We start from the raw sequence: 21837 nt of genomic DNA, 5'->3' as shown, positions 1-21837 counted from the left end.
AACAAAAAATAAGTGCTGGCGAAGTTTTTTATCTCCGTGCGCTCCCTGTCTATGACAATTTCGAACAGATGCTGGTCTAAATCATGACCCACGACAATAACGAGCCGGGACCAGCCGCACCGCAGGACGCGCAACCGGCGATTCCATTTGCCCTCCCAGAAAATGCCGGCGATGCGGTTCGCATCGAAATGGAGGAGCTAGCAAACAAAATCAAGGCGAACGTCCTTTCGCATAACCCGAGGCATCTGCTTGGGTATATGTGGGGCCTTCTTCTCCGGGTGACGAACGACCACGAAGCTCAGGCAGACTCCGTTGCTTCGACCAGTCAGGCGCCGCAGCTCGCACTCGAATATATTCATGCGATTTTGTCGTGCTTCAGACCGGAGCAGGAGGAAGCGCAGTTTGACGAAAGGGCTGCGGAAGAACTCATCGCGCTATGCGAGAAGATGCGTGCTTCTTCCTACTGGTTCGCAGTCGCGAGCACGAAATCTGATGGCGACGGGGCATTTGGGCCCGAGACTGGACAGATTGAGTTTTGGGCCAAGACAAGTTGGGTCAGTTTGCGCGGCCATCGCTACCAGGTGCTGGAGAAGGAGTTTTTCTGCTACGTACTTGGCCCACACGAAGAAGCTTTGCGACAGGCTTATGGCGTCGGAGCGAACGAAATTGCGGACGGCATCCAGCAAATCACTGACTCCATGATGTCCGGGCATTCGAAAGCGTATGCCGCTTTGAAAGAAGAAAAGGCTAAGCTCGAAGCCTTGGCGGCAAAGCTAGGCGTATCAGTGGATGATGCGTGGCGGTCGCTGGTGGACGAAAATCCGCAGTTTGCGGCGGTGGGAGAGGAGGCAGCGCTGGACTTGTTCGAAGGCGGTATCTGCAACCTCTCAAGGAAGACGGCATTGCCCCAGGCGTTGCTGGCAGACCTTGCCTTCGAACGTGGCGGCAACGATGAATTCTTTGCGCCTGGCGACTTCTGTGGCACGCCGCTGCGCACGCTTCCGGCGCGGATTCGGCCGGCAGTGAGGCTGGATGACGGGTACTACGCTCCTGACCTAAGTTTTGTACGCGACAGCGCCTACCGCGCCATTCAATGGGGTCTTCAGGCGAGGCTTCCCGGAGACCGCCAGCGGTGGAAGGACGCGCAGCAACGCATGTCCGAAGAGGCGTTCGAGAAGATATGCGCGAGACAGCTTCGCGGCGCACGCGTTTTCAAGGAGGTCTACTACCCTCATCCGGTAACCGGCAAATGGGTGGAGAACGATGTTCTTGTGCTAGTTGACGATGTTCTCGTTCAGCTTGAGGCGAAAGCTGGCGCGATGCCAATGCACAATCCTGCGACGAACTTCAACAATCATGTCCGGGCGGTCCAGCAACTGGTGACAGCAGCGTATGAGCAGACAAAGCGATTCTTCGCGTACGCATCATCAGCGGAAGAGGTGCCGCTGTTTCGGCTTCGTGAAGGTCACTACGAAGAAGTGGTACGTCTTCGACTCAGCGATTACCGGGTGTGTATTCCTGTTGGTCTAACGGTCGAGTCGTTCTCGCCGTTTTCTGCAATGTGCAAGGAGCTTCCGGATGTCGAAGCTATACTGGGCAAACATCCGTTCGTATCGCTCTCGATTGACGACCTGTTTGTTCTCACAAAACTGTTGCCTGGAGCGGGCGAGTTTTTTCACTATCTGTCGGTCCGCCAGCAGGCCGCCGGGATTCGCGGGACGATGATATTCGACGAACTCGACCACCTTGGCTTCTATATCAAGAAGAACCGGTTCGACGTCGAACTGCGTGAGATGCTGGACCAGGCCGACCAGATAGTTACCGGTGGTCTGTCCGATGTCGTTGATAGCTATTTTCGTGACAACCAATGGCCGTTGCGGGCACGCCCTCGCCAGGAAGCCCCAGCCGAATTTCGGGCTCTGTGCGACGCGCTTGACGAGGCGCGAAAGCCGGGCTGGTTGGCTGGCCAAGCCCTGCTGCTGGATTGCGCGTCAGACACCAGACAGCTGCTGGCCTCACAGTTGCGGAAGCTGGCGCCTACGTTACGGGAGCACCGGGAGCGATGGACATTGCTCTCGTTGGCGGGGCAGCCGGCGATGCTTTTCTTGCAGAGGCAAAACGCTGACACCGGTCTCGAAAGAATGAACTCGGAAGCAGAAGCGTTTTCAGTCATGCAAGACGAGGAGCCGGTCCAGGCGTTTGTCATCACCTATGACATGCAAAGTCGCGTCGTGGATGCTTTCCTTCGGGTAGTGAAAGCTCCGATGCCGGGTTCGCATCGTCGTACGGTGGCAGAAGCACGCTCAGCAGAAATGCGCCAAAAGGCGCGGCCGGCCTTCCCCGCTGTCCCAGCACCCGTGCCTTTCAGATTCCCGGAGTCTGCGTCGGGACCTGCTCTTCCGAAAGAACGACCGGCGAAGCTCCCTCGGCGAAACGATACGTGCTGGTGCGGGAGTGGCGTTAAATACAAGAAGTGCCATCTGCCTGATGACGAACAGAGGGGCGCTTAGATGCGTCGGATAAAGATACAAACCGAGAGGAACCTATGTCCCGCCTAGGAATAGAACGGCAGAACGGCTTCATTTACGAGGGCAAAGAGAATCCGAGCCGTCTTGCGGTCCCTACACCAATGGTTTCACAGTGCAAGCTGATTGAGTCGACGTCAGACCTAGCGAGCATGCCACGCGGGATGGACAGCGACCCCTTCCATTGGATTTTCCGAGAAGAGTCATTTGACCCAGTGTCTCGAGTCCGACGGGGCCGTTTATTCCAAACCTCCAGCAACATAAGCTGGGAGTGGGTCACAGTTGATGCTCATCCGTTTTCATCGTCTGACTTCGGCCAGGGTAGAAGTGACGGTCGAGTACGAAAAGAACTAAGCGTATTCATTCACTGCACTGCTCTCTTGAACCGTCCCGAGCGCGGGGAAGGTCTGCAACTGGCAATCGGTGGAGTAGGGGCATATTCCCTTTGGCGAATCCTGCAAACTGAGCTGACGGTTAATCAGGACGTTCTGGTGACTCTTCGAGCAGAATCCGCGTTCGGCGTTCTGCCGTCCCTCGACCTGTCGGTAATCCCTGAATATAGCCACAAAGCAGTATCTGAGGCCTACACCCGGGTCATGAACGTCGCATATCGTGATTCGCCGACATCGGTTGTAGACCAATGCCGGAATCTCTGCGCGGTGGTTGGCGCTCGGTGGCTGTTTCACCTGACGGGAAATAAGAAATCGCTCGAAGATGACCTTGGCGTTTGCATAACAGCAGTAAGAGACCACTTTGGCGAAAAAAATCAACGTCTCGTCCGTGCCGCACTTGAAGCCGTAAACCTGCTTCATCCTCGTGGGAAAGAGAACGAGCGTCAGCGTTACCAATTGCGAGAGGTATCCAACGAAGACGCCGAACTTGCACTGCATGCAACGGGATTCGTTCTCAGAGAAATCGGCTGGTGCCTTTAAGAGTATCCGGCCAGCCAACGACTGGCGTACTCCCGCGATAGCAATTTGATATGCACCCATCGGGGTGCCTGGCGAGCGCCTGAGCGCCGGTCTATGGCTTGAGCAGAACCGGCGGCTCTTCGCCCAGCGCTTCTGCTATCCGCTGCAAATTATCTAAGGTGATGTTCGTCACCGACCGCTCAACTTGGCTGATGTAGGTCCGATGAAATCCACAGGATTCACTTAGGCGTTCCTGCGACAGTTTTTTCGCTGTTCGCAGTCGGCGAACGTTATGGGCGAGCCTACGTCGCAGCCAGGGGTCGAGGTCCTTCTTATCAATTTCGTCCATCCCCGGAGCGTGGCCGAACGTCGTACCTTCGTCTACTCTTCAAACATCTACCGTGTTTACACATACTGCGTAAACATCTACAATTTCAATTGTCGGATATACCACGGGATAGCTGAAAAGCGCCCAACGCTTGTTCGACGCGAATTGATAACCCCTGTCCTGGGCCGGTTCTCCTTGCCGTCGCTCTTGAATGGTCGGAGCTAGTATGGTCTTCGTCTTTTTCTGTGTAAGTGGCGTGCTCGGCTCGATGAGTCGCCATCCAGCACTGACGACTTGTGAAAATGCGCCGGAGGCCACCCGCTCGCTGGAGAGGGATGTCCTGCTGCTCGGGAAAACACTCAGCGCGTATCCAGGGACGGTGATTGTGGTCGGGAACGACTGGCCGCTGTATTACGACCTCAGGAATCTGCGGGAAGCGGGTCATGGGTTCGGGAGGCGTGTAGTCAATGTCCTCAACACCGTCGGAGGTACGAAGGAGCAGGCTGTGCTGGACTTCCTCGCGAATCGCGATGACCCATTCGTCATTCTCGCGTCGCGAGATTTTGAGTTTACGCACCGGACCGCCTCATCCCGCATTGATGTCGACCAGGAGCGCGGGTTTGACGAAATCACACGCGCGGCGCTTGAAGTTCACCTGCGCGGTTTCGGTACTCGTGCGACCACCCACCTTTCCGATGACGATATTTTGCGCGCGACGGTCGCCACCGTCGCGCTGCGCAAGGCGCGAAACTTTCGGTCTCCGCTTCGAGCACATCAAGACGTCGCTTTTCAACGTCGTCTTGCGCAAATGTTGTTCGATACTAAGAGAGAGGAATCCTGAATTCTAAGTCTTACGAACACAACCCGAAGACGGCTGCTCTACGCGAAATCCTGGAAGCATGACAGATGGAAATTCGAACGGGAAACTTTCGTGACGTATCTGAATTCCTTGAGGAACTTGAAGCGGAAGACTTGGGACTGGGTATTTCAACTGGAGAAAACTAGTGTCTCTATATTTACATGACGCTCCCGTCGAAGGGGAAGATACGGTGCGCCTTGAGGCTTGGTCGATACGCCAGTTTGCTGGCGGTGGCCGGCATTTTGTGGGATTTTCACTAGAAACTCACGACGGTCGAGTGAGCACCGCAATCACAGAGCTGAACATCGAAGCCAGGACCGCTCGAACTGCCAGTGGGCGAACATATCAGTTGGTCGGTACGAGTGGGTACAACAGCGACGCTGAATATGTGTTTAACAGAGTCCGGGAAATCATCGGACAGGGCCAGCCCTGGAAAGATGTCACTGAGGAACTCATTCCAGGTAGCCGTCGGCCACGGCAACGCATCGAGTGGCCCGAGGACGAAGGGTAAATCCGACCACTAAACTCAACAGACCGTCAGAGGGCCTACCATGTGAGGAGCCCTTGAATGAGCCATGCCGAGGAAAGACCTGTTTTATGGACTGCTCGCGTGCACGCTGGTGAGTACCTTGGAGTATGCGATGCGCTCTCGTTGTTGAGTACAACAAGCGGTGAAGCGGAGCTACGTAATGTTCGAGAATTGTTGTCGTCGAAAGCGGCGTGCCACCTAGCTGCAATGCTCATAAATCTCAGCGAAGCTTCCCGCTACTATCGCCCGCTTGAGCCAAAGACCGCGCCGAGCCCGCTGATGACCATGTTCGTCGAGAGCGTTGCAAACCACTGGACGAGCCACAAGGTGCTGGTCGCACGGCTCGACTTTGTACTTGATAGGCATTCCGCATTCGTAAGCATTACGACTGAGAACGAGCCTCGCACAGACGTTCCTCCAGTCGCGTACGACGACAAAGATGGTGTCTGGGACATCGTGCTGAAAGTTCTCCGAACGATTTTTCCCATGCACCTTGGTCTCTGATGGGAATCTCGACTGCCGAGATAAGAGGTGGAGGAAGGTTGCCAATGAGAGTTCGCGAACTCATCGCTGTGCTGGCAGACGCTGACCCGGACAGCGTCGTCGTGTTTCTTGACTCGTATGCCGATAGTGACGAGTCAGACGAAATTCGTGAAGTCTTTATCGATTCCGAGCTGTGGACATACGAAAAAGGCTATTGCCTCGGAGCCAGGTATGAAGTCCGGTACCCTGGCCATCCACGACGGGCCGATGACGACTGCCACGACGTAACCCAAACGCGCGAGCACGTGGTTGTAATGTCGAACGGTCCAACGAATCTCAAATATGACAGAGTTGTCTAACCCGATGGCGAACGAGGGCGCGAAAATGACGATGCCGGATGAGAGGGCACTCGCAGTAATCCGTGCGCGCGAACTGTTGGTTGAGCTATCGCAGTCGCGAGGAAGCGTTGACACGGAGATGTTGCGGGAGCGTGCCAAGCACGTGTTGCGTCACTATCTCGACAACGGCATGGTAGCGCTCATCGCCATGGAAACAGTGTGGCTAGACATGCCAAGACGGATATAGAGATAGAGATGCGCAAAGCCCAGGAGAACGAAGTCTTCATTGCCAGATAACGCTCTGAGCATTTGGCGAACTGAATTTGTACGCTATTAGCGCTTGTGCACGAGTTTTCGAAACGATAAAACGTACGGCGTTGTCTTCAATTTCATTGGTTTGTCGAAGCACGAGGGTTGAATAGCAATGATATTCTGGGATGAAATCGAACAACGGGCACTTGCCGCTAGGCGCCAGATGGTGCGTTCCGGCGAGCTGCTGAGTGAGGACGAATTCCGCGAGCAACTCAACGTCAGCGCGGGGCATTTCGCGCGCATGGTTGCAAGGGGAAGCGTTTTCACGATAGAAGTTGATTGCGTCGATTATTACCCATCGCTCCTGTCGGCCCCCAACATTGACCTCAAACGATTGCATGCAGTTTGCCGCATCCTCAGCCCGGCGCCACCATCCTGCAGGCTCGGGTATCTGTCGTCAAGGCACGCTAATATCGGGGGCACTTCGCCCATCGAAGCGCTTCGCGATGAGAGTCAATACCGGTTGCTTCGCCGGATGGCACACGCGTACGCAGCGGAGTGGTCGCGAACTTCCGTCACGATTTACGTAGGCCGTCACCAGAATGAGCCCAGTGATACGGAACCCACGTTGACTGCAATTGACGAAGTCGACCCCCGAGTAAATATCTGGAAACGTACGGTGGGCGCCCTACAATCGGGCGGGTACATCCATCCGTGCGGGCCGTATCCGCGTGCACCTGTGGCTACTGTATTCATCGCCCGCCATCCCGCCGGGCAGGCACGGGCCACCTCTGAAGCGCGTATCGACGTGAGCGTAGTTGACGGTATAGCGCGTGCGGTCATCGCCATCCACGAAGGGCCGACTTACGAACTGGACTCAATCCAGGTCGCGAACGAAGAAAGCATAGTCGACGTCGTACTTCGCTTTGCTGTAGCCGCGAGAAAGAGCGAGTCAAAGTCGCGATAAAGTAGTTTCAGGGAAGATACATGAGCAGATGAGCAGGGCCGCTGAACGGGCCAGCCGATGCACTCTCGAGCCCTCGACAAATCGACTAGAGGGAAATTCAATGAAGATGCGCAAGCTCAAGCATACGATGTGGCGTCACGCACTTGAGCAGCGACGAAGCCGCGCGCGTACTGAACATGTCGCGCGGATGCTTCGACAGGCTCGTCCGGTCAAATTGGCTGTCAGCAATTCATGCTCCCCACGCCCGCACGGACGTTCAACATCGAATCGCGTTTTCCCGAGCACTTCGGACGTCGTCGGAGTCTGGAATAGATTCAACGGCGGCAATCATGCTAATGTAATCGCCGGGCAAGTTCGCTGCCGATGCGCCATCTAGAACATGCTGCTTGTACCAGTCATAAGGGCGTAGTCCAGCCTTCTTGTTCGTCGCGATGTACGTCAGCATGACCGCTGGCCCCGTTGGCGCGGTGACCTCAATATCTAACGCATCATATCCATAGCCTTTCCCTTCGGCGCGGTCGAGCGCGGCCTTATCACTGCCATGAATCTCGAAGACGACGCCATACACCCGGTCGGTCGCGTTCCCGGTGTATTCACAATCGCATTTGGCCGACCCGTCTTTACTTGTCTTGTCGAAAGTCAATCGCCGACCCGCCACGTATGCCGAACAGATAACGGCTGTGGAAGGAGCTCTTTCGGGCGCACTAAGACGCCCGACGCACATGTTCGAGCCATAGGCGAAATACAAGAAATGGTCTGGTCTTGTGGTTAGCGTCATTTTTTGCTGGCGGTATGATTCACAGCCATTTGAGCATGCAGACGGCAGTTGCCGGACAGAGGTCTGCGAACTGTGAGCTTGTCTGGAGCATAATCGGAGCGCTTTCTCGGGCTACAACATCGTATCCTTTCTTCCGGAAGAACTCCCCAGCTGTTGTGGTTAACAACCATAGGTTGGAAACGCCGCTTGCGCGTGCATGCAGTTCCATCCGCGAAAGCAAACTGCCTCCAAGACCCATGCCGCGAGCGCTGCGCGCGACCACTAGCGACCGCAGCAGCGCATCTTGGCCGAATCGCTCTAACCCGATGCTACCGGCGAGCGCGCCGTCCTCACTTTCAGCAACCAGAAAGTTGTCGAGCAGGGACACGTGGACGTCAGAAGCCACCAATTGGTTGTTTGTGAGCAATGTTTTAATGACGTCGAGGTCTTCGCTAAAAGCAGCACGAATTTTCATAGTTTATGCCGTCGCAGAAATAATGCAGTCTCAAGCGCTCGCTATTGCGCGCCGAGCGGCTCGGACAGCGACAAAGAAGGCTATTGCAGACAGTATCGAGACGAGAAACACCGTCCATTCAACAGCGACGTAGCCGTGCGTGAAGCTCCAGATGCTCGCGGCGGCTATCGGCGCTATCCCCTTGGCGACATTTGAGGGAAACGAAAGCATGCCGCTTACTGCGCCATATCCTTCCGTCCACATCAGGTCTTGGACAATGGTGCCGCGCAGGATTGTCATCATCCCATTCGCGGCGCCATAGCAAAGCGCGAACAACCAGAGCAGCGCAGCGGAATGGCCTGCGGATATGAGGACGATGGTCGACAGCGGGAACAGCGTCACGACAACGATGCCCACGGTGCTGGCGTGTAGCGTGCGGCCGAATGTGAACCACACCGCACGCGCGGCCACCTGGGCAGGACCGATAAGAGCCATGGTCGTGACGAGCACTGCATTCGACACGCCACGCTCGAACATCAGCGGCACCAGATGGAAAGTGAGCGCCGCGAACGTCGCATAGTAGGCAGTGAAGCAGACGGCAAGCGCCCAGAACGTCGGTGTGCGCAGCGCGCGACGCGTGGCCGCATCGTTCGCAAGTTTCACAGCGCCATTATTCGGTTGGGAGCCCACGTCCGCGCGCGAAGAGCGAATTGCCAGTATGTGAATTGGCAGGCAGATAATCAGGTTCAATGCCGCGAGAACAACCAGCGACGTGCGCCACCCGACCGAGCCAACCAGCAACTGGGTCAACGGTATGAAGACCGTGCTGGCGAATCCAGCGACCAACGTGATGAGCGTGATTTTGGTTCGGAAGCTTCGTGGATAACGATGCGTGACGACGGCGAAGACAGGGTCGTAGAACGTGGCCGCCATGGAAATTCCCAGGCCAATCCATGCAACAAAGAGCACCGTCAGCGACTGCGCGTCGGCCCAAAGCAAAAGCATTCCGGCTGCGATGACCGTACCGGCCACCATCACGCGGCGCCCGAATCCGTGGTCAATCCAGCGACCAATTGGATATGCGGCAAACCCGGAAACCAGCAACCCGACCGAAAGGGCCGCATTTGTCGCCGTTCTGCTCCAGCCCATGGATTGCTCCATGGGCACGACCAGCAGGGAAAATGAATAGTAGACGGAGCCCCAGGAGACTAGCTGCGCTAACGCCAACGCCCATGTAACCAGACTGTCTTTGCTATCTCGGGGAGCGGTGTTTCCGCTGACGTTCTCACTTCGGCTCGACATTGTGCTCAATTTTTTCAGCCCCTCATCTGGCTCAGTTTGTGGACGGTGCCGCTGCCGGTGCGAAAGGTGGCGTAGCAAAAAAATGTTGTCGACGCGAATCTATGCGTGATGACAGCGGCGACCCGCTCGTGAAGGGGGCCCCTTCCCGACACAGGCGGGAGCGACTCCGTCGTAACCCGGTCTTCGCAGTCCATGACAGCCCCAAGCATTTCATATTTCTAGAATACCGGAAATGTAGTAGAATGCAAGTAATGAGATGATGACGGTCGTGCTCCGAGGCGCTGCAAAGCGCCTTGAATCGACCAAACGCCTCCATATAATTGGAAATGTCAAATAGCAGGGTAATGAGATGACAGTTCACGCAATCAATGGCGACCAGAGCTTCCCGGCCGCCAGGACAGATATTTTCGACACCGATATCGCAACACGCCTCGGAATGGAGGGGCAGCCGCCGGTAAGAATTCTGCTGCTCTACGGTTCGCTGCGGGAGCGGTCGTATTCGCGGTTGCTTGTCGAGGAAGCCGCTCGCCTGTTGCAGACGTTCGGTGCGGAAGCGCGGATTTTCGACCCGCGCGGTCTGCCGCACGCAGACGACGTCGACGTGAAGAACCATCCGAAAGTGAAGGAACTGCTCGAGTTGTCGCTATGGTCAGAAGGGCACGTGTGGTGCAGCCCGGAGCGGCACGGCACCATCACCGGTCTGATAAAGACGCAGATTGACCACCTGCCGCTGGTCAGCGGCGGCATCCGCCCCACGCAGGGTCGCACGCTTGCCGTCATGCAGGTCAGCGGCGGTTCGCAATCTTTCAATTCGGTGAACCAACTCCGCCAGTTGGGACGATGGATGCGTATGTTCACCATCCCCAACCAGTCGTCGGTTGCCAAGGCGTTTGAAGAGTTTGAAGAGGACGGCCGGATGAAACCGTCGTCATATTACGACCGACTGGTGGACGTCATGGAGGAACTCGTGAAGTTCACGCTGCTGCTTCGCGGCCGTGCCGACTATCTGGTCGACCGTTACAGCGAACGGGTGAAGGACGGTCGTCCGCTCGACCCCGCGACCGACCTAGCTTCCCGGGCAATCGCCGACCATTCTCGCAAGGAAGTTCAGGCGAGTAACCAATAAAGGACTGTGATGGCAACCCTGGATTCGAAGTTGGCAGTCAAGGCGCTCGCGGCGCTTGCGCACGAGACCCGTCTCACGGTCTTTCGCCTTCTGGTAACCGCTGGACGGTCGGGTATGAGTCCTGGCGCCATCGCTGAAAAGCTGGGGCTGCCTGCGCCCACGCTGTCATTCCACCTGAAGGAGCTCGCACACGCAGGGCTCATCGAAGGCAAGAGTCAGGGCCGGTTCATCATCTATTGCGCCAGCTATGACCACATGCAGACGCTCATGGATTTCCTGATGGAAAACTGCTGCGCGGCCGAGCAAGCAGAGCAATGCGGCTGCGCGACCAACGAAACGGAGGCTTGAATGAAGCGATTTCACGTGCACGTTGTTGTCCCGAAACTCGACGAAAGCGTGCGGTTTTACAGCAGCATGTTCGGTGCCGAGCCGTCTGTGCTTAAAGACGATTACGCGAAATGGATGCTCGAAGACCCGCGCATGAATTTCGCCATTTCGGCGCGCGGCGGCGAGACTGGCGTCAATCACCTGGGCTTCCAGGTCGACAGCGACGAGGAGCTGGTGGCTCTGCGCGCGCAGGTTGTCGCGGGAAGCGTCACCGTCGAGGACCAGCCTGGCGCGCAGTGCTGCTACGCGAGTTCCAACAAGTACTGGACGCAGGACCCCGCTGGAGTGCCATGGGAGACTTATCACACGCTCGGCAACATTCCTGTGTTCGGCGCAGACAGCCGACAGGCGGCCATGTCGGAGTCCAGTGGCGCGTGCTGCGCCCCCGCCACCTCCATCCCCGCTGTGATTGAGAAAAAGGTCTGCTGCGGCTGAATCCGCAGCATCAAAACAAACGGCCGCCCAAGGCGGCCGTCGGAGGCCGAATTTTCGCCGGTTTCGAACGGAATTCAATTCAGGTGGGACTGGTCGCCCAGTGGCGATGTGCTTCGACGTCCCACGGCGCCTCGTTTCTAGGGGGCGTTATCGCTTCGGAGTCCGGTTACGCGGGAACAGGTTTGCACTTCACCTTCTTCTTCGGCGTGCAGGCAGCCGAATCCACTCCCTGGCAACAGTTCTCGGTGAGGAATCCGACCAGGTCGTTCATGTGCTCAATTTCTGGTGCGTAGTAGACGAAGCGGCCTTCCTGGCGTGAGGTCACCAGACCGGCGTGCGTCAGCTCTTTCAGGTGAAAGGACAGCGTTGCACTCGCCAGTTCCAGTTGCTCCTGGATAACGCCCACGCTCAATCCGTCCGGGCCGGCCGTCACGAGCAGTCGAAAAATGCCGAGGCGTGTGGGCTGGGCCAACGCGGACAAGGCTTTGATGGCGTCTTTTTCCTTCATGATGCACACGTGGTCTAGGTAAGTCGATGATTCTAACGCTATTGAGATGTCAGCGGCGAGACAGGTCAGTTTTGTGGGTTGCTGTTCCCACGAAGGCGGTGCTGCCGCGTTCACCCAGTGGCTTGCCGATAAGGTGGTAGTTACCGACGAGGTCCCCTTCGACCGCGAAACAGTAGCCGGCTCAGCAACGTTGCAATCGTCGCGACAGCAGCGTAACTGAGAGTCGCTGGCGTTAGGCCAACAAAAATCAGGTGGAGGATGGCGGCTGCGGCGAACGTCATCTGCAGAATACCGAGGGTGAGCCGGAGAATCCCCCAGACGACGTAATGCTTTTCTCGCGAACTCAGAACCGGCCTGTCTTTCGGGATAGCGTTGCCCGCCTGGTGCTCGCCCCGTGAGTCCTCGTGGTGTCTAACAGCCTTCACGTTCTGTCGCCTGTTCTATCCGGAATGCCACAGTTGCGAAACAGCGCCGATGCAATGCCGCGCGATAACTGCGCTGGCTACGCCGCCTTCTCCATACGATTTGTCAGCGGCAATCGAGTAAGCCTGTAGCCGCTGCCACGTACGGTTTCAATAATGGCCTCATAGCCGACTGGTTTCAGCGCGGAACGGAGCCGTTTGATATGCACGTCGACTGTGCGCTCCTCGATGAAAACATGGTCACCCCAGACCTGGTCGAGAACCAGGGTCCGACTGTGAACACGCTCCGGGTGCGTCAGGAAAAAATGCAGAAGCTTGAACTCGGTCGGGCCGAGATGTACGGGTAGCTGGACGCCGTTCTCCTTGACATAGACGCGGTGTGTTGACGGGTCCAGCGTCAGCCCATTGACGGTTACGGCATCATTGGTGCGCTGGGGAGCGCGCCGGCGCAGAACCGCCTTGATGCGAGCCACCAGTTCCTTCGGGGAGAAGGGCTTGGCCATGTAGTCGTCAGCTCCGGCTTCAAGACCATCCACCGAGTCCTCTTCCTGAGTGCGCGCCGTTAACATGATGACGGGAAGTTCCCGTGTCCGGGCATCTGCCCGCAGCCTACGGAGAAAGACCAGACCAGACGTTCCCGGCAGCATCCAGTCGAGGACAATGAGGTCGGGCAGCACCTCTGCCACCAGTGCATTCGCGGCATTGACATCCCGCGCCTGCAGCGGGTGATATCCCGCGTGTTTAATGTTGATGGCCAGTAGTTCGGCTATTGCGGGCTCATCTTCAACAATCAGAACACTCGGGGGCATCGCGTCTCCTTTATTCCTTGCTACCGGGCGCGTCCCGCATATGATGCTTACGGGACACGTGACGAACATCAGTACCTTCGACGACATAGACGATGAATTCGGCGATATTGGTCGCGTGGTCACCGATACGCTCGATAGCCTTTGCAACAAACAGATAGTCGAGGCCAACCGAGATGCTCCTCGGGTCTTCCATCATGTAGCTCACAAGCTTTCGCACGAAGGCGCGAAACTCCTCATCGATGGCGTGGTCGTCCTGGACAATCTGCGTCGCTGCGACAGTATCCAGCCGCGCAAATGCATCCAGTGCCCGACGGAGCATATGCGAAGCCATCTCGCCGGAGAGCTTGATTTCAGCGATATTGATGGTCCGCGCTGCGCTGTCCTTGTCGATGCGGCGCGTGCGCTTCGCAATTTTTCTTGCCTCGTCGCCGGCGCGTTCAAGATTAGTAACAGTCTTGGAAACGGACATCAGCAGTCGCAGGTCACGGGCAGCCGGCTGCCGACGCGCGATGATGTTGCTAACTTCCTCGTCAATGTCGATTTCCATCGCATTGAGCCGGTGTTCGTCCTCAAGGATTTGGTCCACAATTGCCATATCGAACGTGTCCAGCGCATGCATCGCCTGTGCAATCTGCAACTCCACAAGTCCGCCCATTGCGAGCAGTTTGGTGGAGAGCAGATTGAGGTCAGCGTCAAACTGGCTTGAGAGATGTTTGTCCGGCATGTTCGCTCCTCAGCCGAAGCGGCCAGTGAGGTAGTCCTCGGTGGCCTTCTGCGTCGGTTTTGAGAAGATATGCGCGGTGGTCCCGAACTCCACGAGCTTGCCCAGATGCATGAATGCCGTGTGCTCAGAGACGCGGGCTGCCTGCTGCATGTTGTGCGTCACGATAACCACGGTGTAATGCTTGCGGAGCGTATGCAGCAGGTCCTCAATTTTCCCGGTGGCTATCGGGTCCAGTGCAGAGGTCGGCTCGTCCAGCAACAACACCTCAGGGTCGATGGCAAGCGCGCGGGCAATACACAGGCGCTGCTGTTGTCCGCCAGACAGCGCGAGCGCGCTCTGGTCGAGCTTGTCCTTGACCTCGTCCCAAAGAGCGGCCTGACGCAGCGCGAACTCAACACGCTCGTCGAGTTCGCTACGCGTCAGGGCCTCGTGATGTGTGATGGCCAGCGCGACGTTCTTGTAATTCGACATCGTGAAAGGCGTCGGTTTCTGAAACACCATGCCCACTTTCAGCCGCAACTCGTTCAATCTGAAGCGCGGTTCCAGAATATTCCTCCCGTCGAGTTCGACAATCCCGGTGGCGGTCTGGTCCGGATAAACTGAATACATCCGGTTCAGCACGCGTAACAGTGTCGACTTGCCGCAGCCCGACGCGCCAATGATGGCAGTCACCTCGCGGTCCGGGAAGTCGACGTTGACGTCGTACAGCGCCTGGCGCCGGCCGTAGTGGAAGTTGAGTCCGCGCACACTGATGCGCGCTTCGGTAGTCCGGGCGGATGGCATCTTAACGGGAGGCATGAGCGCGATTGAAGAAGGTGCGGGACAGGATGGCAAGTGCCAGCACGAACACGGTCATCAGGAACGCTCCGGCCCACGCCAGGGTGTGCCACGCCTCGTACGGACTCATCGCAAACTGGAAGATGACGACCGGAATGTTGGCGAGCGGCCCGTTCGGGGTGGTCGACCAATACTGGTTGTTCAGTGCCGTGAACAACAGCGGTGCCGTTTCCCCGCTGATACGCGCGACCGCGAGCAAGGCGCCCGTCACGATGCCCGCGCTAGCCGCCTTCAGCAGAATGCGCGAATTGATTTTCCAGCGCGGAATGCCTAACGACAATGCGGCTTCCCGCATGCTGTCCGGGATGAGCTGAAGCATCTCGTCGGTAGTGCGGATAACGACCGGCAACATGATGATGGCCAAAGCGACTGCCCCTGCCCAGCCAGAAAAGTGTCCCAGCGGCCGAACGAGGAGTTGGTAGGTGAACAACCCGATGACAATCGACGGCGCGCTCAGCAGGATGTCATTGACGAAACGAACCACCGCGCCAAGCCGTGTGCTACGGGCATACTCGGCCAGATACGTGCCTGCCATCAGACCCAGTGGCACGCCGATGACGGCCGCGATACCTATCATCAGGAAGCTGCCATACAGTGCGTTCAACAGACCACCTTGCTGCCCCGGGGGAGGTGTCATCCGGGTGAAGAGGCTTGGACCCAGCGCAGCAAACCCGTTTATAACGGTCGTCGCGAGAATCCAGAACAACCAGAAGAGACCAAAAAGTGTCGACAAGACCGACAGCACGAACACGATATTGTTTGTGATGCGCCGACGCCTGAACTTCCCCATGTCGAATCCGTTCATTACTTTGCTCCTTCCATGCGATTGAGTCGCAACAGCAGCAGCTTCGCGAACGCGAGCACGATGAACGTGACGACGAACAGGACAAAGCCGAGGGCAATGAGTGATGACAGATAGATGGGCGAGTCAGCTTCCGTGAACTCGTTGGCGAGCGTTGCCGCAATCGAGTTACTCGGATTGAGCAAGGAAACGCTCAGGTCATGGGCGTTGCCCAGTACGAATGTCACCGCCATCGTTTCGCCGAGGGCCCGCCCCAGTCCGAGAAAAATGGCGCCGATGACGGCGGACCGGGTGTATGGCAACACGACCTTGCGAATCACCTCCCACCGCGTTGCGCCGAGTGCAAAAGCCGACTCCTTGAGCATCTGTGGCGTTGCCGAGAATACGTCACGCATCACGGCCGTGATGAACGGAATAATCATGATGCCGAGGATGAGGCCGGCGGGCAGCATCCCTAGCCCTATGGGCGCACCGGAAAACAGAGGGCCAATCAGCCATGCATTACCCAGGGTGTCGATGAGCCATGGCTCAACATGGTCGGCGAGAACGGGTGCAAAAACAAACAAACCCCACATGCCGTAGATGATGCTCGGAATCGCCGCGAGCAATTCGATGGCCGTGCCGACAGGACCCTTCATCCAGCGCGGTGCAATTTCGGTGAGGAACATCGCGATGCCGAAGCTGATTGGAACTGCGATAAGCAACGCGATAAGGGAACTGACCAACGTGCCGTAAATCGGAATGAGCGCACCGAACTTGTGTGCAACGGCATCCCAATCGCTGCTGATAAGGAAACGCCAGCCGAAGGTCTGAAATGCGAGACGGCCGCCCCATAGCATTGATAGGGCGGTGCCCGAAAGAAGGACCAGCACAAATACTGCAGCAGATAGGGCCGCTAACCAGAACATGCGGTCCGCTGCTGCGTCGGGCAGCCAGCGTTTTCGCGTACGAAACGTCAACTCGGTTCCGAGCACAGTGCCTTTGCGGCGTTCACCGTTTAGCCCTTTCGCCAGTTCTTCAGCAGTGGTAGGCATCTGCTTTTCCTCTACCGGTGGCGCGAAGCCGTCGGCCGGCGCCACCGTGGATTGCGGGAGCGTCAGAACTTGAAGTTGGTCGACCAGTACGACTCAATCTGCTTGACGAGGGGTTCGGGTAGGGGAACATAGTCAAGCGACTGCGCCTGCTGTTGACCCTTCTCCAGTGCCCACTTGAAAAAGTCGATGGTCGCCTTGGATTGCGCGGCGTTCTTGGGCTGCTTGTACATGACGATGAACGTGGTGGCAGTCACCGGGTAGGCATCCGGGCCGGCTGCGTCGGTCATCACAAGGTCAAAGTCCTGCGCCTTCGTCCAGTCGGCGGTCGCCGCTGCGGCCTGGAACGACTTGGCATTCGGTTCCACGAAATTGCCGGCTTTGTTTTGTATGGAGCCGTACGTCATCTTGTTTTGTAGGACGTACGCGTACTCGACGTATCCGATGGAGTTCTTCAAGCGGTTTACGTATGCGGCGACGCCTTCGTTCCCCTTACCCCCCACTCCGGTCGGCCACGCGACAGACGTACCTTCGCCTACCTTGCTCTTCCATTCGGGACTCACCTTCGAGAGGTAGTTCACCCAGTTGAACGTGGTCCCGGAGCCGTCTGAACGATGCACCACTGTGATATTTGTATCCGGCAACTTCAGGCCTGGGTTGACTTTGGCGATGGCCGGGTCACTCCACTTCTTGACCTTGCCAAGATAAATGTCTGCGAGAAGTGGACCGGTGAAGCGAATCTTGCCGGGTGCGACACCTTCGATATTGACGACGGGCACGACTCCGCCGATAACCGACGGGAATTGCCCCATTTCCTTCGCCTTCAAGTCCTCGACGGACATCGGCATGTCAGTCGCGCCGAAATCTACCGTCGCCGCCTTGATTTGTGCGATGCCGCCGCCGGAACCGATAGACTGGTAATTGACCTTGGTGCCCGTATTCTGGTTGTAGTCGGAAGACCACTTCGAAAGAATGGGGTAGACGAAGGTAGAGCCTGCCCCGGTGATTTCCACTGCGTGGGCGGCGACCGCAAAGGTTGCAGCCACGACAACACCCGCCAGACGTTGCATAAACTGCGTATTCATTTTGGCCATCCTCAGTAAGTAAGCATCAGTTCCATAAAACTAGATACGTTACGACTGTCGGGATGCTAAGTATAGTTCGTGACATTCGGGTGACAAGGTCGAGCCGACGTGAATTTTCTGTGACGGCTCGTGAGCCAAGGCTGTCCTGGGTGCCTCATCCGCCCCGAAGAACTTGTCGGGACATGTCATTTCCATTAGATTGGAGATGTTGATATATAACGTGCAATCGTCTGGCATCGGACTGGAGAACTTCGTGACCGAGCATGGCAAATACAAGGTACTCTTCCTGTGTACCCACAATTCTGCTCGCTCCATCCTCGCGGAGGCTGCGCTTAATGACCTCGCCGGCGACCGTTTCGTTGGCTATAGCGCGGGCAGTTACCCTGGTACGGCACCCAATCCGTTCGCGCTTGACCTGCTGCGTTCGCAAAACATCTCGACTGACGGGCTGCGTAGCAAGAGCTGGGACGAATTCGCTGACGATGGCGCACCGCAAATCGACTTCATCTTCACGGTCTGCGACGACGCAGCCGGAGAGGTTTGTCCGATATGGCCGGGCCATCCGGCAGTGGCACACTGGGGCGTGGCGGACCCGTCGATGGTTCAGGGCACCGACGACGAAAAGCGCAGGGCTTTCCTGCAGGCGTACGTGCAGATGCGCAAGCGCATCGAACTCTTCACCAGTCTGCCTTTAGAGAAACTCGACTGCCTTGCGGTGCAGCACGAAATGCAGAAAATCGGCACCTCGTTGCGCGAAAAAGGAGAGTAATCATGGCAGGCAGTCAAACCACCGCGAAGGTTGCCCGCCGCGAGCCCGGAGGCATCGGCTTCTTTGAACGATATCTATCGGTCTGGGTCGCGCTGTGCATTCTGGCTGGCATCTTTCTCGGCAAGTTGCTACCGAGCGCGGTCCACGCGATATCAACGCTCGAGGTCGCCCACGTCAACCTCCCGGTCGGTGTTCTCATCTGGGTGATGATTATTCCGATGCTGTTGCGCATCGACTTTGCCTCGCTCGGGAAGGTGCGCAGTCAGGTAAAGGGCATCGGCGTGACGCTTGTCATCAACTGGGCCGTAAAGCCGTTCACCATGGCCTTCCTGGCGTGGGTCTTTGTGCGGCATGCGTTTGCGTCACTACTGCCTGCGGACCAACTGGACAGTTACGTCGCCGGCCTGATTCTGTTGGCTGCAGCGCCGTGCACGGCGATGGTCTTCGTCTGGAGCCAGCTCACAAAAGGTGACCCGTATTTCACGCTGTCTCAGGTCGCGTTGAATGACCTGATTATGGTTTTCGCGTTCGCGCCCCTTGTCGGGCTATTGCTCGGTATCTCGAACATCACGGTGCCGTGGGATACGCTGCTCACGTCGGTGGTGCTCTACATCGTTATCCCGGTCATCATCGCTCAGGTTCTTCGCAGGATTCTCTTGCGCAAGGGCGAGCAGCATTTCCAGCGTGCGCTGGCGACAATTGGTCCGTTCTCCATCTCAGCACTGCTGTTGACGCTGGTGCTTCTGTTCGCCTTCCAAGGGGAGCAAATCATCGCGCAGCCGCTGGTCATTCTGCTGTTGGCGGTGCCCATTCTGATTCAGGTCGTTATCAACGCCTCGTTGGCTTACCTCGCGAATCGTCAACTGGGGGTTGCGCACGATGTCGCGGCACCGTCGTGTCTGATTGGAGCATCCAACTTTTTCGAACTGGCTGTCGCAACGGCAATCAGCCTGTTCGGTCTGAAGTCGGGTGCGGCGCTGGCGACCGTCGTTGGTGTGCTCATCGAAGTGCCGTTGATGCTCGCCGTCGTCAAGGTAGTCAACTCTTCCCGCCGCTGGTATCAGCGGACATCGTGACCGCGAATGGGCGCCGTCGCTCCCGGGTGCGAGCTTTCGCCGTCATTGTTGTGTTTCGCCGGAACGCACCTGCTTAGGGCAAGGTGACGGCCGACCGGCATTATCGGCGGCAACGCGATGGGTCGCTATAAGGGCGCCACGGCGATGATGAACGGAACGGTCATGTTGACGCGAACCAGACCGAACCTTTTCAGCAGTGCTTGGAATCACCGTTCCTGCGACATGCATCACGAATTGGCGTTCCGCGTTGCCAAGGATTACCCGAGATATCAGAACTTGAAGTTGGTTGACCAATAGAACTCGATTTGCTTGACGAGCGCATCCGGCAACGGAACGTAGCCAAGCGATTGCGCCTGCAGTTGCCCCTTTTCCAGTGCCCACTTGAAGAAGTCGACGGTCGCCTTCGACTGCGTACCGTTCTTTGGCTGCTTGTACAAGACGACGAACGTCGCGGCGGTTACCGGATATGCCTCCGGCCCGGTTGCGTCGGTCATGACGAGGTCAAAGTCTTCCGCCTTCGTCCAATCAGCCGTCGCAGCCGCCGCCTGGAATGATTTTGCGCTCGGTTCAATGAAGTTGCCGGCCTTGTTCTGAATGGAGCCGTAGGTCATTTTGTTTTGCAGGACATACGCATACTCGACAAAGCCGATGGAATTCTTGACGTGGTTCACATAAGTGGCGACACCTTCATTGCCGTTTCCACCTATGCCCACCGGCCAGGCAACAGCCAAGCCTTCACCAACCTTGCTCTTCCATTCCGGACTGACCTTAGAGAGGTAGTTGACCCAGTTGAACGTCGTACCCGAACCATCCGAGCGATGCACCACCGTGATGTTCGCATCAGGCAGCTTTAAACCGGGATTGATTTTGGTGATGGCTGGGTCACTCCAAGTCTTGATTTTCCCCAGATAGATGTCGGCAAGAAGCGGCCCGGTGAAGCGAATATTGCCCGGCATAACACCTTCGATATTTACAACCGGCACGACCCCGCCGATGACCGTAGGGAACTGCCCCAGCGCCGCCTTTTTCAGGTCTTTACTGGACATCGGCATATCGGTCGCGCCGAAATCTACTGTCGCGTCCTTAATCTTCGCGATACCTGCGCCGGAACCAATTGACTCGTAATTGACCTTGTTTCCGGACTCGTGATTGTAGTCCGCAGCCCATTTCCAAAGGACGGGATAGACGAACGTAGAGCCGGCGCCTGTGATGTCCGCCGCAAAGGCAGTCGACGCAAATGCTGCAGCCACGACAGCACTGGCCAGACATTGCACTAACTGCTTGCTCATTGTGACCATCCTCAGTAAGTAAGTATTATTTCCATAAAACTAGATACGTTACGACTGTCGGGATGCTAAGTATAGTTCGTGACATTCGGGTGACAAGGTCGAGGCTACGTGAAATTTCTGTGACGGCTCGTGAGCCGAGCCCTTCCCGGTGCATCATCCGCCCCGTAGCACTTGTCGGGACATGTCATTTCCATTATATTGGAGATGTTGATGTATAACGTACCATCGTCCGGCATCGGACTGGAGAACCTCGTGACCGAACATCGCAAATACAACGTACTCTTCCTTTGTACTCACAATTCTGCGCGCTCCATCCTAGCGGAGGCCGCGCTCAACGACCTCGCCGGCGACCGTTTCGTTGGCTACAGCGCTGGCAGCCACCCGGGCACGAGTCCGAATCCTTTCGCGCTCGAACTCCTGCGCTCACAAGGCATTTCGACCGAAGGTCTGCGCAGCAAGAGCTGGGACGAATTTGCGAAAGACGGCGCGCCCGAAATCGACTTCATTTTCACGGTGTGTGACAACGCGGCGGGCGAGGTTTGCCCGATATGGCCCGGTCACCCTGCGAAAGCACACTGGGGCGTGGCTGACCCGTCGACGGTTGAAGGTTCTGACGAAGAAAAGCGCAAGGCATTCCTGCGGGCCTTTGCGCAAATGAGAAAGCGCATCGAACTCTTCGCGAGTCTGCCCTTCGAAAAGCTGGACCGCATCGCAGTCCAGAAGGAAATGCAGAACATCGGCACGTCGCTGCGCGACAAAGGCGAGTAACAAACGCAGGGCTCAATCGTTCGCGAAAGCCACCCAGCTCGAACCGGCCGGCATCGGCCCTTCC

The 21837-nt window shown here is 57.1% G+C and carries 24 protein-coding genes; 12 read left to right on the top strand and 12 right to left on the bottom strand.

The annotated features are described in order from the left end of the window. Positions 1–83: 83 nt before the first annotated feature. The gene (locus BGI01S_RS30840; protein ID WP_084585400.1) at positions 84–2510 is read left to right on the top strand and encodes an SEC-C domain-containing protein; all 2427 of its coding nucleotides are present in this window, start codon (positions 84–86) and stop codon (positions 2508–2510) included. Between the two features lie 395 nt (positions 2511–2905). Beyond that, on the top strand, positions 2906–3457 hold the full coding sequence (locus BGI01S_RS31130) for a hypothetical protein (protein ID WP_232624326.1): 552 nt from the start codon (positions 2906–2908) through the stop codon (positions 3455–3457). 91 nt (positions 3458–3548) lie between these two features. On the opposite strand, the gene BGI01S_RS29630 is transcribed toward BGI01S_RS31130, so the two are convergent. Beyond that, positions 3549–3785, bottom strand: a complete 237-nt coding sequence (locus BGI01S_RS29630) for a helix-turn-helix domain-containing protein (protein ID WP_084585398.1) — start codon at positions 3783–3785, stop codon at positions 3549–3551. Positions 3786–3990: 205 nt separating this feature from the next. On the opposite strand from BGI01S_RS29630, the gene BGI01S_RS16500 reads away from it, so the two are divergent. From BGI01S_RS16500 to BGI01S_RS16480, 4 genes are all read left to right on the top strand, one after another. Further along, entirely contained in the window at positions 3991–4605 is a 615-nt protein-coding gene (locus BGI01S_RS16500) for a hypothetical protein (RefSeq protein WP_052400491.1), read from the top strand. A gap of 586 nt (positions 4606–5191) precedes the next feature. Next, entirely contained in the window at positions 5192–5656 is a 465-nt protein-coding gene (locus BGI01S_RS30250) for a hypothetical protein (RefSeq protein ID WP_157004206.1), read from the top strand. Between the two features lie 321 nt (positions 5657–5977). Continuing rightward, positions 5978–6220: a BPSL0761 family protein gene (locus BGI01S_RS30590; protein WP_167335655.1), complete on the top strand. Its 243-nt coding sequence runs from the start codon at positions 5978–5980 to the stop codon at positions 6218–6220. Between the two features lie 177 nt (positions 6221–6397). After that, positions 6398–7192 carry a hypothetical protein gene (locus BGI01S_RS16480; protein WP_052400490.1) on the top strand — a complete coding sequence of 265 codons (795 nt, stop codon included), beginning with the start codon at positions 6398–6400 and terminating at the stop codon, positions 7190–7192. Positions 7193–7448: 256 nt separating this feature from the next. Here BGI01S_RS16480 and BGI01S_RS16475 read toward each other — a convergent pair whose 3' ends face one another. From BGI01S_RS16475 to BGI01S_RS16465, 3 genes are read right to left on the bottom strand one after another with little or no spacing between them, the layout of a single operon-like run. After that, complete coding sequence (locus BGI01S_RS16475; protein ID WP_042327023.1) at positions 7449–7970, bottom strand: gamma-glutamylcyclotransferase family protein; 522 nt, start codon at positions 7968–7970, stop codon at positions 7449–7451. A 19-nt stretch (positions 7971–7989) separates the two neighbouring features. Then, positions 7990–8424, bottom strand: a complete 435-nt coding sequence (arsN2, locus tag BGI01S_RS16470) for an arsenic resistance N-acetyltransferase ArsN2 (RefSeq protein WP_042327022.1) — start codon at positions 8422–8424, stop codon at positions 7990–7992. Between the two features lie 30 nt (positions 8425–8454). Continuing rightward, complete coding sequence (locus tag BGI01S_RS16465; RefSeq protein WP_042327021.1) at positions 8455–9705, bottom strand: MFS transporter; 1251 nt, start codon at positions 9703–9705, stop codon at positions 8455–8457. Positions 9706–10141: 436 nt separating this feature from the next. Between BGI01S_RS16465 and arsH the strand changes: the two genes are divergently transcribed. From arsH to BGI01S_RS16445, 3 genes are read left to right on the top strand one after another with little or no spacing between them, the layout of a single operon-like run. After that, the gene (arsH, locus tag BGI01S_RS16455) at positions 10142–10831 is read left to right on the top strand and encodes an arsenical resistance protein ArsH (protein WP_232624384.1); all 690 of its coding nucleotides are present in this window, start codon (positions 10142–10144) and stop codon (positions 10829–10831) included. Between the two features lie 9 nt (positions 10832–10840). Beyond that, positions 10841–11179 (top strand): ArsR/SmtB family transcription factor, encoded by a 339-nt coding sequence (locus BGI01S_RS16450; protein ID WP_084585397.1) that lies wholly within the window; start codon positions 10841–10843, stop codon positions 11177–11179. After that, positions 11180–11653, top strand: coding sequence for an ArsI/CadI family heavy metal resistance metalloenzyme (locus BGI01S_RS16445; RefSeq protein ID WP_042327019.1), 474 nt, complete (start codon positions 11180–11182; stop codon positions 11651–11653). Between the two features lie 166 nt (positions 11654–11819). Here the strand turns inward: BGI01S_RS16445 and BGI01S_RS16440 are convergent, their stop codons facing one another. The 7 genes from BGI01S_RS16440 to pstS (BGI01S_RS16405) all read right to left on the bottom strand — a co-directional run bounded on the left by BGI01S_RS16440 (position 11820) and on the right by pstS (BGI01S_RS16405) (position 17871). Continuing rightward, complete coding sequence (locus BGI01S_RS16440; RefSeq protein ID WP_042327018.1) at positions 11820–12161, bottom strand: ArsR/SmtB family transcription factor; 342 nt, start codon at positions 12159–12161, stop codon at positions 11820–11822. 502 nt (positions 12162–12663) lie between these two features. Next, the gene (phoB, locus tag BGI01S_RS16430) at positions 12664–13392 is read right to left on the bottom strand and encodes a phosphate regulon transcriptional regulator PhoB (RefSeq protein ID WP_042327016.1); all 729 of its coding nucleotides are present in this window, start codon (positions 13390–13392) and stop codon (positions 12664–12666) included. 10 nt (positions 13393–13402) lie between these two features. Then, positions 13403–14116 carry a phosphate signaling complex protein PhoU gene (gene phoU, locus BGI01S_RS16425; protein ID WP_042327015.1) on the bottom strand — a complete coding sequence of 238 codons (714 nt, stop codon included), beginning with the start codon at positions 14114–14116 and terminating at the stop codon, positions 13403–13405. A gap of 9 nt (positions 14117–14125) precedes the next feature. Then, positions 14126–14914: a phosphate ABC transporter ATP-binding protein PstB gene (gene pstB / locus BGI01S_RS16420; RefSeq protein ID WP_084585396.1), complete on the bottom strand. Its 789-nt coding sequence runs from the start codon at positions 14912–14914 to the stop codon at positions 14126–14128. Continuing rightward, positions 14901–15758 (bottom strand): phosphate ABC transporter permease PstA, encoded by an 858-nt coding sequence (gene pstA / locus BGI01S_RS16415; protein WP_042327013.1) that lies wholly within the window; start codon positions 15756–15758, stop codon positions 14901–14903. The genes pstB and pstA overlap by 14 nt, the downstream gene beginning before the upstream one ends. Beyond that, complete coding sequence (gene pstC / locus BGI01S_RS16410; RefSeq protein ID WP_084585395.1) at positions 15758–16789, bottom strand: phosphate ABC transporter permease subunit PstC; 1032 nt, start codon at positions 16787–16789, stop codon at positions 15758–15760. Before pstC ends, pstA begins: the two co-directional genes overlap by 1 nt. 62 nt (positions 16790–16851) lie before the next feature. Next, positions 16852–17871, bottom strand: a complete 1020-nt coding sequence (gene pstS, locus BGI01S_RS16405) for a phosphate ABC transporter substrate-binding protein PstS (RefSeq protein ID WP_042327074.1) — start codon at positions 17869–17871, stop codon at positions 16852–16854. A 253-nt stretch (positions 17872–18124) separates the two neighbouring features. On the opposite strand from pstS (BGI01S_RS16405), the gene BGI01S_RS16400 reads away from it, so the two are divergent. Both BGI01S_RS16400 and arsB read left to right on the top strand, forming a co-directional pair. Then, on the top strand, positions 18125–18640 hold the full coding sequence (locus BGI01S_RS16400) for an arsenate reductase ArsC (protein ID WP_042327073.1): 516 nt from the start codon (positions 18125–18127) through the stop codon (positions 18638–18640). A 2-nt stretch (positions 18641–18642) separates the two neighbouring features. Next, positions 18643–19716 (top strand): ACR3 family arsenite efflux transporter, encoded by a 1074-nt coding sequence (gene arsB, locus BGI01S_RS16395; protein WP_042327012.1) that lies wholly within the window; start codon positions 18643–18645, stop codon positions 19714–19716. Between the two features lie 269 nt (positions 19717–19985). Here arsB and pstS (BGI01S_RS16390) read toward each other — a convergent pair whose 3' ends face one another. Then, complete coding sequence (gene pstS / locus BGI01S_RS16390; RefSeq protein WP_042327072.1) at positions 19986–21005, bottom strand: phosphate ABC transporter substrate-binding protein PstS; 1020 nt, start codon at positions 21003–21005, stop codon at positions 19986–19988. A 252-nt stretch (positions 21006–21257) separates the two neighbouring features. On the opposite strand from pstS (BGI01S_RS16390), the gene BGI01S_RS16385 reads away from it, so the two are divergent. Beyond that, positions 21258–21773: an arsenate reductase ArsC gene (locus BGI01S_RS16385; protein ID WP_042327071.1), complete on the top strand. Its 516-nt coding sequence runs from the start codon at positions 21258–21260 to the stop codon at positions 21771–21773. Positions 21774–21837: the final 64 nt, after the last annotated feature.

The sequence above is a fragment of the Paraburkholderia ginsengisoli NBRC 100965 genome (assembly GCF_000739735.1).
GTDB lineage: Bacteria > Pseudomonadota > Gammaproteobacteria > Burkholderiales > Burkholderiaceae > Paraburkholderia > Paraburkholderia ginsengisoli.
The sequence above is the reverse complement of the archived record's forward strand: the minus strand, read 5'-3'. Positions and strand labels throughout refer to the sequence as shown.